The following is a 13,525-nucleotide window of genomic DNA, read 5'->3' as shown; positions in this document are numbered from 1 at the left end:
TTTATAAACTTGTCAAATAAGCTCTGACTTCTGCAATAAAATAGAGGGAGCCCGTAATGAAAAGTAGCTGATTAGCGTTTTGCCTCTCCTGAAAATTCTGAATAAGCTGCCGATAATCCTCTATATATGAGAAGCCTTCCACGTCAGCTTGACCAAGGGAATCTCCATCAGAAAAGGAAGTAACCGTCAACTGAACATCTGGCAGAGCCTCTCGCAGATAAACCAGCATAGCGCTATAGTCCTTACGCTTGAGAGCACCGAAAAGAAGCAGGCACTCTTTGTCATTCTGGCTTTGGATAAACTCTACTAACCTCTCCAGCGCAGGAAGATTATGAGCCCCATCTAGATAAATACCTGGACCGGCTTCTTCCAAGCGCCCTGCCCATCGAGTCTCCTGCAAGCCCGTCCGAATCCTAGCAGAATCTATTTTCCAGCCCTGCTGCTGCATGAAGAGCAGGAATGCCTGCAGGGCCAGCGCTGCATTGTCCTCCTGATAGCCTCCCTTGAGACCCAGTTCAAGATTGGATAGGGTCACAGTCAAATTGGAAAAAGTCTGATTTGCCAGAGAAAAATCGCGATCATACTGATAGAGTTCTATTCCCAGCTCCTCAGCTCTCTGCTCACAAACCAATCGTGCCTCCTCTGGCAGCGGTCCGATGACAGCTGGCCGCCCCGGCTTGAAAATCCCTGCCTTTTGCTCCGCAATCGCCGTCAAGCTCCTTCCCAGAGTCTCTTGATGGTCCAAGCCCACAGAGCTGATGACCGCAATATCTCCCCTAATGACATTAGTCGTGTCCAAGAGTCCACCAATCCCTACCTCAATCAAGGCCAAATCCACTGCCTGCTCCTTGAAATAGAGAAAAGCAATCAAGGTCAGAATTTCAAAATAGGACAGCTGGTCATGGCTTTTGAGCAGTTCTTGCTCCATCTTTTGCACCTGCTGACCTAGACGAATAAAGTCAACCGAAGCAATCGGTTGGCCGTTGATACAAATCCGATCATGAATACTAATCATGTGGGGCGAGGTGAAACTTCCTGTCTTGCGACCATGCCCCGCAAACAGCTGACGCATAAAAGCAATAGTAGAACCTTTGCCATTTGTACCAGTTACATGAATCGTTGGATAGCTCCGCTCAGGATTCCCCAAAAGAGTCACTGCCTGCCGCATACGCCCTAGTCCCGAACGAAAGTTTAGACCAATTCGGCTGTTCAGCCATTCTTCAATTTCATTCATTTTCTTACCCAAAAAAGAGCAGCGAAGCAGAATTCAAATCTGAATTGCAACTCGCTCCTCTTTCTAATCTTTATGATACGAGATAGAAAATAGCCGAGCCTTGGCTACTTCCTTCTTCTGTCAAGTTTAACTAGCTTTTCGCCCACACTTGTCCATTTCTGGAAATGAGGCTAGGCCAGTCTTACTCTTCCATAAAGCTGTTGAAGACTTCTTCAATCATATCCCATTCAGCATCTGAGTCCTCTGGGATTGGCTGCAAGTCACCTTCTGTGCCATCTTCATTTTCGGTAAAGGAATAAGCTTGAATCTCAACCTCACCGTTCTCATCTTCTTCCGCATTAGCCGGAATCAAAAGAACATAATTCTTGCCAAACTCTTCCTTGCCGTCAATGGTCAAAAGAATCTCAAATAAAGTTTCGTTCCCTTGCTCGTCAACCAAGGTGATTAATTCACGCTCTTCATGCTCGTGGTCATGGTTATGATCATGTGTCATACTAGTGTCTCCTTCATTTCTTTTCTAAAAATTTCGATCCAGATAATTCTGCAAAATCAGCTGCGCGGCCAGCTTATCAATGACTTTCTTACGCTTGCTGCGGCTAATATCCGCCTGCTCCACCAGCATGCGCTCAGCAGCCACCGTCGTCAGACGCTCATCCTGATAGTCAACCGGCAGACCAAACAGCTCAGCAACCCGCTGGCCATAAGCCTGACTAGCCTCCACTCGAGGCCCGCTGGTATTGTTCATATTCTTAGGCAGGCCAATAACAAACTTATCAACCTGATACTGTTTAACCAGCTCGCCCAAGCGCTCTAGGCCAAATTCGCCCTTATCTTCATGAATCGGAATAATCTCCAGTCCTTGAGCCGTAAAACCAAGAGGATCACTAATAGCAACCCCAACCGTTTTTGAGCCCACATCTAATCCCATAATTCTCATTAGAGATCGACGCCTTGTCCTTTCAAATAATAACGAACCAACTCCTCAACAATCTCATCGCGCTCATATTTGCGGATTTGATTGCGGGCATTGTTATAGCGAGGTACGTACGCAGGATCACCACTGAGTACGTATCCCACGATTTGATTGATTGGATTGTATCCTTTTTCATTGAGCGACTTGTAGACATCGGTCAAAGTCTCGCTAATTTCCTTTTTATTTGAATCATCGAGATTAAAACGTACTGTTTCATCTGTAAATCCCACAATTACACCCTCTTTCTTTAGAATATCCCTATTATAGCATAATTATAGGCTTTTCACAAATTTAATTCACCCGAATTCTCCTAATTTTTCAATAAGCTTTAGCTAATATTTATCCGAAGTCTGGCTCTGAAATCCAGCAAAAATCCAGCTCTCTTCAGAGAACTGGATGGAAACTTGCTAATTTGAAGCGGGCACTTCCACACCGTCGCTTCCCTTAAACTTATTGAGCAAGTCTTCCGGACTCAGGGTCTCGATTTGCTCAAACAGTTGCGCGTAGTTTGGAAGCTTTTTGGCTGCTTCATAGTCTAGATTCTCAGGATCGATAGTCATCTCCAGAGAAATCTCTTCCGCTGTCATATCTGTTTTCAAGTCAAGACCGGTGATATTCACCGCCTCTTTCAGCCCCAGTGCTTCCTCGATCAAAGACAGCATTTCCTTCTTTACGGTGGAAACATCCTGTTTTGACAGAGCTTCCTTGATGTTGTCAGGAATAGCCTTGCTGACATGCAGGATAACCTTCTCATACTTCTGTCCGCTGTAGCTGACGGTTAAGATTCTGGTTTCTTTTCCATGTTCTAATTGCTTCTCAGTTTTATAGGACTTAGTGACAATATCTCCTTTTCGAGCTCCTCCCTGTGAGGATGAACTGTTGTTTGACTGCTGACCGCAGGCTGTTAAGATTGCCAAAGCTGCCAGCAAAAAGACAATTAATTTTCTCATGTCTTATCTCCTTCAATATTGAGCTGATTTTATCATATCATTATAAAAACGGCGCTGTCAAACTGATTGTCACTCTGTCATTAAAATGTAATAAAAAAGAGCAGCTTATTTCTGCTCTTCTGCTCCATTCATCAGGAGATTGTTGATATATTCTTCTGGTGTCAGCTTAATCATTTCTTTGAGCTTGAGATTTTGAAAATAAGGCATAGCTGCTGCTTTTTCGATATCCAAACTCTCAAAGTCATAAGTGGACGTCATTTTCAGCTCGTTCTCATTCAAAATTGTCACTGAACCGCTAAAGCCTTGAAGTCCACGAGCCTGCACATAGTCTGCATCCTGCTCTAGTGACTCATTGAGCGACTTCTGCGCTTCCTCCAGCCCCATTTGCTTGATGGCTTCTTTCATCTCATCATCAGTCGTAGTCAGCCTTTCAATGACCAAGCGTTTAAAATGCTCTCCCTGATAAGTCACCGTCTGACTCTGCTGGTTTCCTCGTTCATCCTTTGGAAAAACAAGCGTTCGAGTAATCACTTCCTGCTGCTTGGCATTATCAATGATAGGCAGATTATTGCTGATTTCTTTCTTGTCAGCCGCATTCGAATTCGTCTCTGTCTTTTTATGTCCACAGCCTGCTAGCAGTGCCACACTCAATCCCAGTCCTACTAAAATTTTCTTCATCTTCCATCCTCCTCAGAGATATTGTATCACAGTTCTGCCCCTTGTCAATCCATCCAGTCGCCAAAGTCCTCTGTCAACCTGAACAAAAAGAAGAGCCGAGATTCTCTTCCCGACTCTTTCAGTTATATTCAAAGATTAGAGAGCTGCCCGCAAACGAGCTTCTGCATTTTCAACATTACGAACAGAACGTGGCAGAAAAGCACGGATATCATCTTCTTTGTAACCAACTTGGAGACGTTTATCATCCACTAAGATAGGACTTTTCAAAATACGCGGGGTCTCCATGATGATGTCAAGAACTTCGTTGACACTCAACTCTTCAATGTCAACACCCAAACCCTTAGCATAGCGGTTTTTTGATGAAACAATGCTCGCAATACCATTTTCTGTTTTGGTTAAAATATCCAGAAGTTCCTCTTTGGTGATGCCTTCTTTGCCTAAATTCTGTTCTTTATAAGTTAATTGATGAGCGTTTAGCCAGGTTTTTGCTTTTTTACAACTAGTACAACTTGAGACAGTATAGATTGTGATCATGTAAGTACTCCTTTCGCTACACGATACTAATATCGTAGTCTATTATATCACAAAAACCATCGGTCTTGCGACCTATTTTGCAAAATTACTCTTCAATTTCGATGGCATCTTCCAAATCCAGAGTCACTTCTTCCATCGTTTCCACAGGACTGTCAGCCTTGTTGCCAACTGTTTCTGCTAACTCATCGCCTTCAATCAAACCATAGCGTACACGAACCTGACGGTCAATGTCGTCAAAGACTTCTGGATGATCAGCCAAGTACTTCTTAGCATTTTCAGATCCTTGACCGATTTTTTCATCATTGTAGGAGTACCAAGCACCAGCTTTTTTGATGATATCCAAATCAGTCGCAATCTTAATCAGCTCACCTGTCTTAGAAATACCTTCTCCGTACATGATTTCCACGAAAGCTTCTTTGAATGGCGGAGCTACCTTATTTTTAACGACCTTGATCTTGGTTTCTTTACCAACATTTGTATCCTTCTCATCACCAGTTCCTTTGATTTGAGTATTACCACGGACATCCAAACGAACAGAAGCATAGAACTTCAATGCACGGCCGCCTGGTGTCGTTTCAGGATTACCAAACATAACCCCAACTTTTTCACGCAGCTGATTAATGAAAATCGCAATTGTCTTCGTTTTGTTGATAGAAGCAGACAGCTTGCGCATAGCCTGGCTCATCATCCGAGCCTGCAAGCCGACATGGCTGTCACCGATATCGCCATCGATTTCTGCACGTGGTACCAGGGCTGCAACTGAGTCCACAACCACCAAATCCACCGCACCTGAGTCAATCAGCTTACCAGCAATTTCCAGTCCCTGTTCGCCAGAGTCAGGTTGAGACAGGAGCAGCTCATCAATGTTCACACCAAGGGCAGCTGCGTAGGACGGATCCAAAGCATGCTCAGCATCGATAAAGGCTGCGATACCGCCTTCTTTTTGCGCTTGAGCAACAGCGTGAAGAGCAACGGTTGTCTTACCAGAAGACTCCGGACCATAGATTTCAATAATCCGTCCCTTAGGGTAACCACCAGCACCAAGGGCAATATCCAAGGCCAAAGAGCCAGAACTCATAACTTGAACCTTTTGCTCTGCCCGCTCGCCCAGACGCATAATGGCTCCCTTACCAAAATCCTTTTCAATGTTTTTAAGAGCGTTATCCAAGGCTTTTTGGCGCTCATCGCCGAATTTCTTTGAGATTTCGTCTAATTTTTTTTGTTTCTTTGCCATTTATTTCTCCTGTTTTTTCTAAAATGTCTTTTGGCCATCTTCGTCATTATACCAAAAATCAGCTATTTAATAAAGTTTTTCGTACTAGGTTGAAGGCGTGCAGAACTGCAATTTTCCGCACATCACGCCGACTTCGTCCAGCAATATTGACCTTAATAGTTTCCGTTCCAGCAGTGCTAGCTAAGCCGATAAAAACGGTCCCTGCTGGATGGCCTTCCAGTGAATCTGGACCAGCCACACCTGTCAGACTGACAGCCAAGTCACTCTGAGTCAGCTTTCTAGCCTGCTCTGCCATTTTCCCAGCTGTAAAAGCCGAAACGACACCGTGCTTCTCCAGGTCTCCCAACGGAATATCCAGCATCCGGCTCTTTTCCTCCATGCTGTAGGTGACAAAGCCACCTGAAAAAATAACTGAGGCTCCAGCAAAATCAGCCAAGGTCGCTTGAAAGAGGCCAGCTGTCAGACTCTCCGCTGCTGAAATCGTCTTCCCTTGGTTCTTCAGCAACTCAAAAGCCACCTGTGCCAAGGAATTGTCATCCCCGTAACCATAGAAAATCTCTGACAGTGATTGCCCCTCAAAAGTTTTATGGGACAAAATTTCCTTTTCCACAGCCTCAAACTTGGTATCGGCTTCTGCCTGACTCAGAGCCTTGGTAGACAGTCGCAGGGTAACTTCCCCTGTCTTCGCATAAGGAGCAATGGTGGGGTCGTTCTGCTGCTCAATCATCTCTGACAAAATAGTCACTAGCTGACTCTCGCCAATACCAAAGAAACGCAGCACTCGTGAGTACAATTTCTGGCCTGTGGATAAGAGGGGAACCAGCTCATTATTGACCATAGGTTTAAGCTCGCTAGGCGGGCCAGGCAAGACTACATAGGTCACTCCGTCTGCTTCTAACAATCCTCCAACAGCTAAGCCGGTCGCATTTGGTAAAGGGGTCGAGCCTTCGACCAGCTGGGCCTGACGCTCATTATTGGGCGTTCGAGCATAATCTGGTCGGCTAGCAAAAAAGCGATCCAGCTTTTCCACAGCCTGTGAGTCAAAATTAAGCTCACGTCCTAAGAACTTAGCCAAGGTCTGCTTGGTCAAATCATCCTCTGTTGGACCCAAGCCTCCTGTCAGGATAATCAGATTACTGCGCCTTTGGGCAATTTCCAAAACAGAGAGGAGACGATTTTCATTGTCCCCCACTGCTGTTTGAAAATAAACATCAATCCCCAGACTCGCCAGTTTTTCAGATAAAAATTGGGCATTGGTATTGACAATCTGACCTGTCAGAATCTCAGTGCCCACAGCAATAATTTCTGCTTTCATAGGACCTCCTACCTTACTATTCGGAATTGGCTTTATTTTATCACAAAAAATCTTAAAAAAGTTGATTTTCATTCCAGGAAATAAAAAGAGCTGTCAAGTTCCTTGACAAACTTGTCAACATGCTGTGGAAAACTTTTAAGAATGACTGGTGTTATGCAGAATAACTAGATTGTTAGGAAAATGCTATTGGCAAATGGTTTGAATCTTTTTATAATGGAGAGATAAATTCCAATAAAAAGAGTTTGGGACAAAAAGATTTCAATTTTTAAAAATCTTAATTATTAAGCCCTTCAAATCTATAATTAAATACGAAAAGCGAACAAAGCAGAATTCTGATTACCAGAAAACTAGTTTTGTTCGCTTTTTATATTTGAGGTTGGACTTTTGTCCCAGGTTCTTTTAAATACAACTAAAACCAGCTAAAAAAACTAATCCAGCCCCTGTAAAAATTACTTTCCCTTTGCAAGAAGGTCTGTAAGTCTACTAATTCTTTTGAAGGGGCAGACAATAGATACTGATTTAAAAAAGGGATTAGACGGACACACTCAATTGAAGCATTCTTACCATTTTCAATCTTATAAACAGTAGATAAGATTAGCTGTGAAAATTTCTCATCCTTTTTAGTCGTATCTAAATGGTATACTTCTTGCAATAGATGTAAAAGCTCTTTTTCTTTAGCTTTTCTCACAGCAGCTACCTCCTTATCTATAAACACGCGGTACCCACGGTCCGTATCTAGCCCAACCATCAAACATAACATTTACCATGTGCTGTAAAGTGGGTATTACTTGAACCATTTTCCACTCACCTGTATAAGGATTATAATAAAAATCATAAGGTTTCGCTGTATATCTATAGTAAAACTGATTGGCCGGGTCAGTATATCGTGGAACCTCTCCTTGTATTTTTACCTCTCCGCTGTTCACTATATCAGCTCTGATACTTGCTACAGGTGCAAATAAAACAAATACCAACAAAACAACGGAATAAAACCATTTTATTCTGCTTTTCCTCATTTTTAGTACCTCACTGACTACTTGTTTTCAAAGGTAATATAATTTAATGTAAAGTCTTATTTAGCCTTTTGGGCTCACCCTCCTCTCTTTCATATTTAGACCTATTCCCAAGGCCACCACCATGGAAATACATTAACAATAATCATTACTAGCAAAATAAATTTGCGCTTTGTTTTTCCCACCTTTGCCCTCCTTTCTATTTCATGATATACTATTTTAAAACATTTTTTCAAAACGTAGCTTTTAGTAACATTTTCAAAGAGGGTTCTTATGCGCTGGGATTATGGAAAAATCTATAAAGAAATTAGAAAATCAAAAGGACTGACTCAAGAAGAAATTTGTGGGGATTTTTTAGCTCGCTCAACTTTGGCACGAATTGAAAGTGGACAAGTCGTGCCAAAGTTCGATACCATGATTTTTTTACTTCGCCAGATAGATATGACACTAGAAGAATTTAAATACATTTGTGATTATTATCAACCTAGTCAGAGACAGAAAATTTTAAATTCTCTTTATAACCAAGGTGAGACTATTGTAGGGACGAAAGGTTTGTTACAATTAAAGAGAGAATGCGAGGCATATCTATGTAAACATTCCGATATTCCGATTAAACATGCTTTAGATAGCATCAATATTACTATTCATCTGAGACAAAATGGCATTTCTGAGACAAAAGAAATTAATGCTACTACCAATAAAATTTGGGCGTATTTAGAAAAACAGGACACTTGGTATGAAAGTGATTTTCGACTTCTTTCTACTATCCTTTATTTCTTCCCTTTAGAAAATATCAAACAATTTACCCAAAAGATTTTAAATAGTATAAAGAAATACCAATCATTTCGCTATGGGAATAATGTACAAATCGGTCTTTTAGTCAACCTTTCTACCATCTATCTTTATAATGGATTAAAGAGAGAATGCGCTGAAATTACTAAGTACATTTACGATTTGTCAAAAAAAGAAAAACGTTATGATTCCCTCGGGCTTTCACAGATTCGACTTGGAATTTGCAAAAATGATAACGAATTAATAAAAAAAGGGATTGCTCTACTACAACTTGCCGATGAAAAAGAGCTAGTAAAATCGCTAAAAGAAGAAATTGAAAAATACCGTTGAGAGTTTTTCTCAAACGGTATTTTTATGTGGATTGAAGTCACAATCCTTTTCATGATCATTGATAAGGCCAGCTGCTTCTAGGAATGAATAGACACAAACGGAACCGATAAATTTGAAGCCTTGCTTTTTCAGCGCCTTGAACATAGTTTCTGACAGCTCTGTTTTAGTCGGTGCTTCCTTGTAGTTCGTAATTTGATTGTCAATCGTTTTGAAATCGACAAAAGACCAGATATAGTCATTAAAAGAGCCAAACTGCTTTTGAACAGTCAAAAAAGCTTGAGCATTAGCCCTGGTCGCATAGATTTTCATCTTATTACGGATGATATTAGGATTATTTAAAAGACTATCCAAGTCAGCATCTGTCATCTGAGCAATTTTCTGGGCATCATAGAAATGAAAAGCTTCCCGAAAAGCCTGGCGTTTATTGAGAATGGTCTCCCAAGAAAGTCCGGCCTGATAGGTCTCCATGCAGAGCAATTCAAATAACTTCTGATCATCATGGAGGGGTTTGCCCCACTCCTCATCATGATAAGCTACATACAAAGGGTTATTCATCTTTACCCAGCCGCAGCGTTTGGTCATAGCTTTCTCCTATTTCACCAACATCTTGAGAGCAGACTTGATATAGTTTTCTGCTGTATCCGTCGTTCCTTCAAAGAATTTCTTGATTTTCTTGAGTTCAGCAGCCTTATAGCCCAAAGCGAGCATGGCTTCCATAGCTTCCTCCAGCTCCTGATTATCCACAGTCTGGACGGGCGCCTTGCTTTCTGTCGGACCATCTGCCGCCACTACCTTGCCTTCTAAGTCTAGCACCATCTGCTGGGCTGTCTTCTTGCCAATTTTAGGAAACTTGGTCAAGTAGGTGATGTTTTTCTGCTCAATGGCTTGCACTAAGCCAGCATTATCATCCGCCGCAATAATAGCCAGGGCAGACACTGGCCCAATACCTGAGACTGAAATCAAGCTGAGAAAGAGTTGCTTCTCCTCCTCGGTCGCAAAGCCGTAAAGGAGCTCCGCGTCTTCTCTCACCACTTGGTGAACATAGACCTTGGCTTCCTGATGGAGATGTCCTGAGTAAGCATAGGGGTTGGCTACATGAAGAATATAGCCGATAGAGTTGACTTCCAACACAATGTATTTGGCTGTAATCTTGCTGATGATTCCTTTAAAATATTCGTACATAATCTTCCTTCTTTTTGTATCATTTTGCCTATCTAGTATATCATATTTTCTGTCTAGAAACTGCAAACAGAAGTGCAACCAGCGGTTGACAAAATGTACAGGAAGCTGTATTCTCAAGATAAATAAAAGCTGTTAGGATAGAGTTAGCAAAGAAAAGGAGGCTGCAATCATGAAACTCGCCGATAAATTATTTGAACTAAGAAAAGAAAAAGGCTGGTCACAAGAAAAACTGGCTGAACAGATCAATGTCTCTCGCCAGAGCATTTCCAAGTGGGAGTCTGGTCAAGCACTGCCAGAACTCGAAAAAGTTGTAGAACTGAGCAAGATTTTCCAAGTGACGACAGATTATCTGCTTTTAGAAGAAAGTGACAAACCAGAAATAAAACCCGTCCTCTCAGAAGACGAAAAAAATCGCTACTATAAGGAAGTAAAATCTTATGGCTTCTGGCAGGTTCTATATATTTTTGTATCAGCTCTGGCTATCTTTCTCTTTTTCGCAGGTTCTAGCTTTCCAGCAAAATTCACTGCCCTGGTCTGGCTATCCTTCTTCCTCTTAGTCGCATCCGCAATGGCTATTAGCAAGGCTCTTAAGATTAAAGAAAAGTACTTGGACAAGGTTATAGGCCTTGATGATTTTAAGAAAGAAGGCGCTAAAGATGAAACTAAAAACTGACAATCCCATACCAGTCAAAACTCGTCTGAAAGAACTCTTTGGCGACTGGCTCTTCATCTCAGGCTACCTCATTTTTCTTTTTTTACTAGCTATGGGATTTTACAATCTGGTTCTAGGGGGCATTCCTGTATTCACTGAAGCCCAGAGTCAGCTTCTGGCTTTTTATACCTCAGTCTTACCTCTAACTATCATCTTTGCTTGGCTAGACTATAGAAAAGGCAGTTTTGGCAAGCGTTGGGCAGGTTTACAGTTGGTTTACAAGCATAGGAGCCTTGCCCACAGCCTTTTGCGCTCTGCCATCAAGTTTTTCCCTTGGCAGCTGGGACATATGGGAGCTATCCGTAGTGCTTATCAAGCAGATGCCCTGTCAATTTTCTTGTCAACTTCAGCAGGTATTCTCTTCTTGATTTTTCTGCTGACGGGACTGCTTCGTAAGGACAAACGTCATCCAGCTGATTTGCTTGCTGGAACACAAGTTCAGCTCAAAAATTCAAAACAGCTCTAGTTCCATGACTAGGGCTGTTTGATCTTCTATAGAGTTTAGTATTTCCCCAACTCCCGCAGGCTAGTGTGATTTTCCTGAATGCGGCGGAACATTTTTTCCATATCCGACTTGGTAAAGTTGACCAAGACCGGCCGGCCGTGAGGGCAGTTGTAAGGATTGTCACACTGGGACAGCTGAAAGAGCAAGTCACGCGCAGAGTAGTCATCCAGACTGTGATTGGCCTTGATGGAGCGTTTGCAGCTCATCATAATGGCCAGCTCTGCTCGATATTTCTTGATGGAAACTTCCTTGGTCAGGAGAAGCATATCACACATCTCATAAATGCCGGCCTCAATCTCCTCTTCCTTAAACCAAATGGGATGCTCGCGGAGGATAAACTGGTTGGCTCCATACTCTTCTAAAAAGATGCCAGCATCTTCTAACAGCTCCATCCGCTGCTTGATTCGCAACATATCATCTGCTGGAAATTCAAAGATATAGGGCACTAAGAGCTGCTGCTGGCTATTGTCCACATCCCCAATCTTCTCCCGATAATACTCATACTTGACCCGCTCTTGAGCAGCATGCTGGTCAATAATGTAAAGACCGCCCTTGCCCTGAGCAAAGAGATAGGTACCATGCATCTGGCCGAAATATTCTAACTCTGGGAAGCTTGATTTCTCTTCCTGTTCCAACTTATCCACAGCCCGCTCCAGACTAGCCTGGTCTAGCTCTGGATGGTCTAGTTGGTCATAGCTGGCAGGCTTTCTCTCTGCGAATTTGACCGAAGTCGGTTGCGGTTCTGATTTTTCATCTGTCGCTTCATGAACAGGCTCCGCTGATTCTTCAAAGGATAGCTGCTGCTCGGCCACCTGTGGTTTGAGGAAAAAGTCATTCTGCTCCTTATCGTAGTAGAGACGATTTTCTTTAAGGGGAAGACTGGTCTGTTCGGGCTTAGTCGCACGCTTAACAGTTGATTTGGCGAGATTTTCCAAAGCATCCGGGATAAGGTCTTGCTCCTTAAGACTTGCCGCAATGGCTTGCGAAATCAAGGTCATGAGTTCCCGCTCTTTAGAAATCCGCACCTCTTGCTTGGTCGGATGGACATTGACATCGGCCAGATAGGGGTCAATCTGAATATTGATGACCGCTAGTGGAAAGCGTCCTACCATAAGCTTGCTACCGTAGCCGTCCAAAATAGCACGATTGAGCGGGAAATTCTTAATATAGCGGCCGTTGATAAGGATCGTAATATAATTGCGATTCGCGCGAGTCAGCTCAGGCAGACTGACATAGCCGCTCACCTCAAAGTCCAGATCTGAAGCAGAGATTTCCACCATTTTCTTGGCTGTTGCCAGACCATAGATTCCCGCAATAGCCTGACGTAGATTGCCACTGCCGGCAGTCCGTGTCATTTCGCGGCCGTCGCTGATAAGGGTGAAAGCCACTTCTGGATGGGCTAGACTGAGCCGATTAATCACATCAACGATATGGGACAGCTCAGCCTGCTGGCTCTTCATATACTTGAGCCGAGCTGGGGTGTTAAAGAAAAGATCTTCTATCTTGATTTTCGTTCCCACTGGACTGCTAGCAGGCTCGTGCTCTTCTATCTCACCGCCTTGGGCAACCAGTAGCGTCCCGTGCTGGCCGGCTTCCGTTGCTGTTTCAATGGTAAAACGTGAGACAGAAGCAATAGAAGGAATGGCCTCGCCACGAAAACCCAGTGTTCGAATCCGAAAGAGATCCGCTTGCTTCTTGATTTTGCTGGTAGCATGGCGTCGAAGGGCCAGAGGAACATCTTCGTGATCTATGCCCTCACCATTATCCGTTACCTGGATAGTCTTGAGTCCGGCCTCCTCGATTTCGATAGTAATCTGACTTGCACCCGCATCAATTGAATTTTCCACTAGCTCCTTGACCACGCTGCTAGGCCGCTCAATGACTTCACCGGCCGCAATCTGATTGGCTAGAATTTCTGGAAGTTCGATAATTTTTGACATCATTTTCTCCGTATTTGTTCTGCTATCTATTATAACACATTGGGCTCTTTCTATCAGAAGGCAGCCTTTTCTCAACCACTCTGCTCACAAGACAAACCAGATAGACACAAATAGCTGCCACATAGACAAAAGG

16 protein-coding genes are annotated in these 13,525 nt (G+C 43.0%); 3 read left to right on the top strand and 13 right to left on the bottom strand.

Annotation, left to right across the window (positions count from 1 at the left end):
- Window position 1 precedes the first annotated feature (1 nt).
- The 10 genes from RYK49_RS06135 to RYK49_RS06090 all read right to left on the bottom strand — a co-directional run bounded on the left by RYK49_RS06135 (window position 2) and on the right by RYK49_RS06090 (window position 7,606).
- On the bottom strand, window positions 2–1,234 hold the full coding sequence (locus tag RYK49_RS06135) for a folylpolyglutamate synthase/dihydrofolate synthase family protein (RefSeq protein WP_314865231.1): 1,233 nt from the start codon (window positions 1,232–1,234) through the stop codon (window positions 2–4).
- Window positions 1,235–1,415: 181 nt separating this feature from the next.
- Window positions 1,416–1,727 carry a DUF1292 domain-containing protein gene (locus tag RYK49_RS06130; protein ID WP_002894073.1) on the bottom strand — a complete coding sequence of 104 codons (312 nt, stop codon included), beginning with the start codon at window positions 1,725–1,727 and terminating at the stop codon, window positions 1,416–1,418.
- A 24-nt stretch (window positions 1,728–1,751) separates the two neighbouring features.
- Window positions 1,752–2,171: a Holliday junction resolvase RuvX gene (ruvX, locus tag RYK49_RS06125; protein ID WP_314865229.1), complete on the bottom strand. Its 420-nt coding sequence runs from the start codon at window positions 2,169–2,171 to the stop codon at window positions 1,752–1,754.
- Window positions 2,171–2,437, bottom strand: a complete 267-nt coding sequence (locus RYK49_RS06120; RefSeq protein WP_002894075.1) for an IreB family regulatory phosphoprotein — start codon at window positions 2,435–2,437, stop codon at window positions 2,171–2,173. The genes ruvX and RYK49_RS06120 overlap by 1 nt, the downstream gene beginning before the upstream one ends.
- 177 nt (window positions 2,438–2,614) lie before the next feature.
- Window positions 2,615–3,157 carry a hypothetical protein gene (locus RYK49_RS06115; RefSeq protein ID WP_314865227.1) on the bottom strand — a complete coding sequence of 181 codons (543 nt, stop codon included), beginning with the start codon at window positions 3,155–3,157 and terminating at the stop codon, window positions 2,615–2,617.
- Between the two features lie 105 nt (window positions 3,158–3,262).
- On the bottom strand, window positions 3,263–3,835 hold the full coding sequence (locus RYK49_RS06110) for an SP0191 family lipoprotein (protein WP_002920427.1): 573 nt from the start codon (window positions 3,833–3,835) through the stop codon (window positions 3,263–3,265).
- Between the two features lie 135 nt (window positions 3,836–3,970).
- Window positions 3,971–4,369 (bottom strand): transcriptional regulator Spx, encoded by a 399-nt coding sequence (gene spx, locus RYK49_RS06105; protein ID WP_002894078.1) that lies wholly within the window; start codon window positions 4,367–4,369, stop codon window positions 3,971–3,973.
- An 85-nt stretch (window positions 4,370–4,454) separates the two neighbouring features.
- Window positions 4,455–5,603: a recombinase RecA gene (gene recA, locus RYK49_RS06100; RefSeq protein ID WP_314865225.1), complete on the bottom strand. Its 1,149-nt coding sequence runs from the start codon at window positions 5,601–5,603 to the stop codon at window positions 4,455–4,457.
- A gap of 58 nt (window positions 5,604–5,661) precedes the next feature.
- Window positions 5,662–6,918 (bottom strand): competence/damage-inducible protein A, encoded by a 1,257-nt coding sequence (locus tag RYK49_RS06095; protein WP_314865222.1) that lies wholly within the window; start codon window positions 6,916–6,918, stop codon window positions 5,662–5,664.
- A 409-nt stretch (window positions 6,919–7,327) separates the two neighbouring features.
- Window positions 7,328–7,606, bottom strand: coding sequence for a bacteriocin immunity protein (locus RYK49_RS06090; protein WP_223310420.1), 279 nt, complete (start codon window positions 7,604–7,606; stop codon window positions 7,328–7,330).
- Between the two features lie 598 nt (window positions 7,607–8,204).
- Here RYK49_RS06090 and RYK49_RS06085 point away from each other — a divergent pair.
- Window positions 8,205–9,053, top strand: coding sequence for a helix-turn-helix domain-containing protein (locus RYK49_RS06085; RefSeq protein WP_049552830.1), 849 nt, complete (start codon window positions 8,205–8,207; stop codon window positions 9,051–9,053).
- Window positions 9,054–9,062: 9 nt separating this feature from the next.
- Here the strand turns inward: RYK49_RS06085 and RYK49_RS06080 are convergent, their stop codons facing one another.
- Window positions 9,063–9,635 carry a DNA-3-methyladenine glycosylase I gene (locus tag RYK49_RS06080; protein WP_314865218.1) on the bottom strand — a complete coding sequence of 191 codons (573 nt, stop codon included), beginning with the start codon at window positions 9,633–9,635 and terminating at the stop codon, window positions 9,063–9,065.
- A gap of 9 nt (window positions 9,636–9,644) precedes the next feature.
- Window positions 9,645–10,235, bottom strand: a complete 591-nt coding sequence (gene ruvA, locus RYK49_RS06075) for a Holliday junction branch migration protein RuvA (RefSeq protein WP_314865216.1) — start codon at window positions 10,233–10,235, stop codon at window positions 9,645–9,647.
- A 169-nt stretch (window positions 10,236–10,404) separates the two neighbouring features.
- Between ruvA and RYK49_RS06070 the strand changes: the two genes are divergently transcribed.
- Together RYK49_RS06070 and RYK49_RS06065 are read left to right on the top strand one after the other, a co-directional pair.
- On the top strand, window positions 10,405–10,908 hold the full coding sequence (locus RYK49_RS06070) for a helix-turn-helix transcriptional regulator (RefSeq protein ID WP_314865214.1): 504 nt from the start codon (window positions 10,405–10,407) through the stop codon (window positions 10,906–10,908).
- Window positions 10,892–11,413, top strand: coding sequence for an RDD family protein (locus tag RYK49_RS06065; protein ID WP_314865212.1), 522 nt, complete (start codon window positions 10,892–10,894; stop codon window positions 11,411–11,413). The genes RYK49_RS06070 and RYK49_RS06065 overlap by 17 nt, the downstream gene beginning before the upstream one ends.
- A 35-nt stretch (window positions 11,414–11,448) precedes the next feature.
- On the opposite strand, the gene mutL is transcribed toward RYK49_RS06065, so the two are convergent.
- Window positions 11,449–13,392 (bottom strand): DNA mismatch repair endonuclease MutL, encoded by a 1,944-nt coding sequence (mutL, locus tag RYK49_RS06060; RefSeq protein WP_314865210.1) that lies wholly within the window; start codon window positions 13,390–13,392, stop codon window positions 11,449–11,451.
- Between the last annotated feature and the right edge of the window lie 133 nt (window positions 13,393–13,525).

This window comes from uncultured Streptococcus sp., from assembly GCF_963525625.1.
Classification (GTDB): Bacteria; Bacillota; Bacilli; order Lactobacillales; family Streptococcaceae; genus Streptococcus.
The sequence above is the reverse complement of the archived record's forward strand: the minus strand, read 5'-3'. Positions and strand labels throughout refer to the sequence as shown.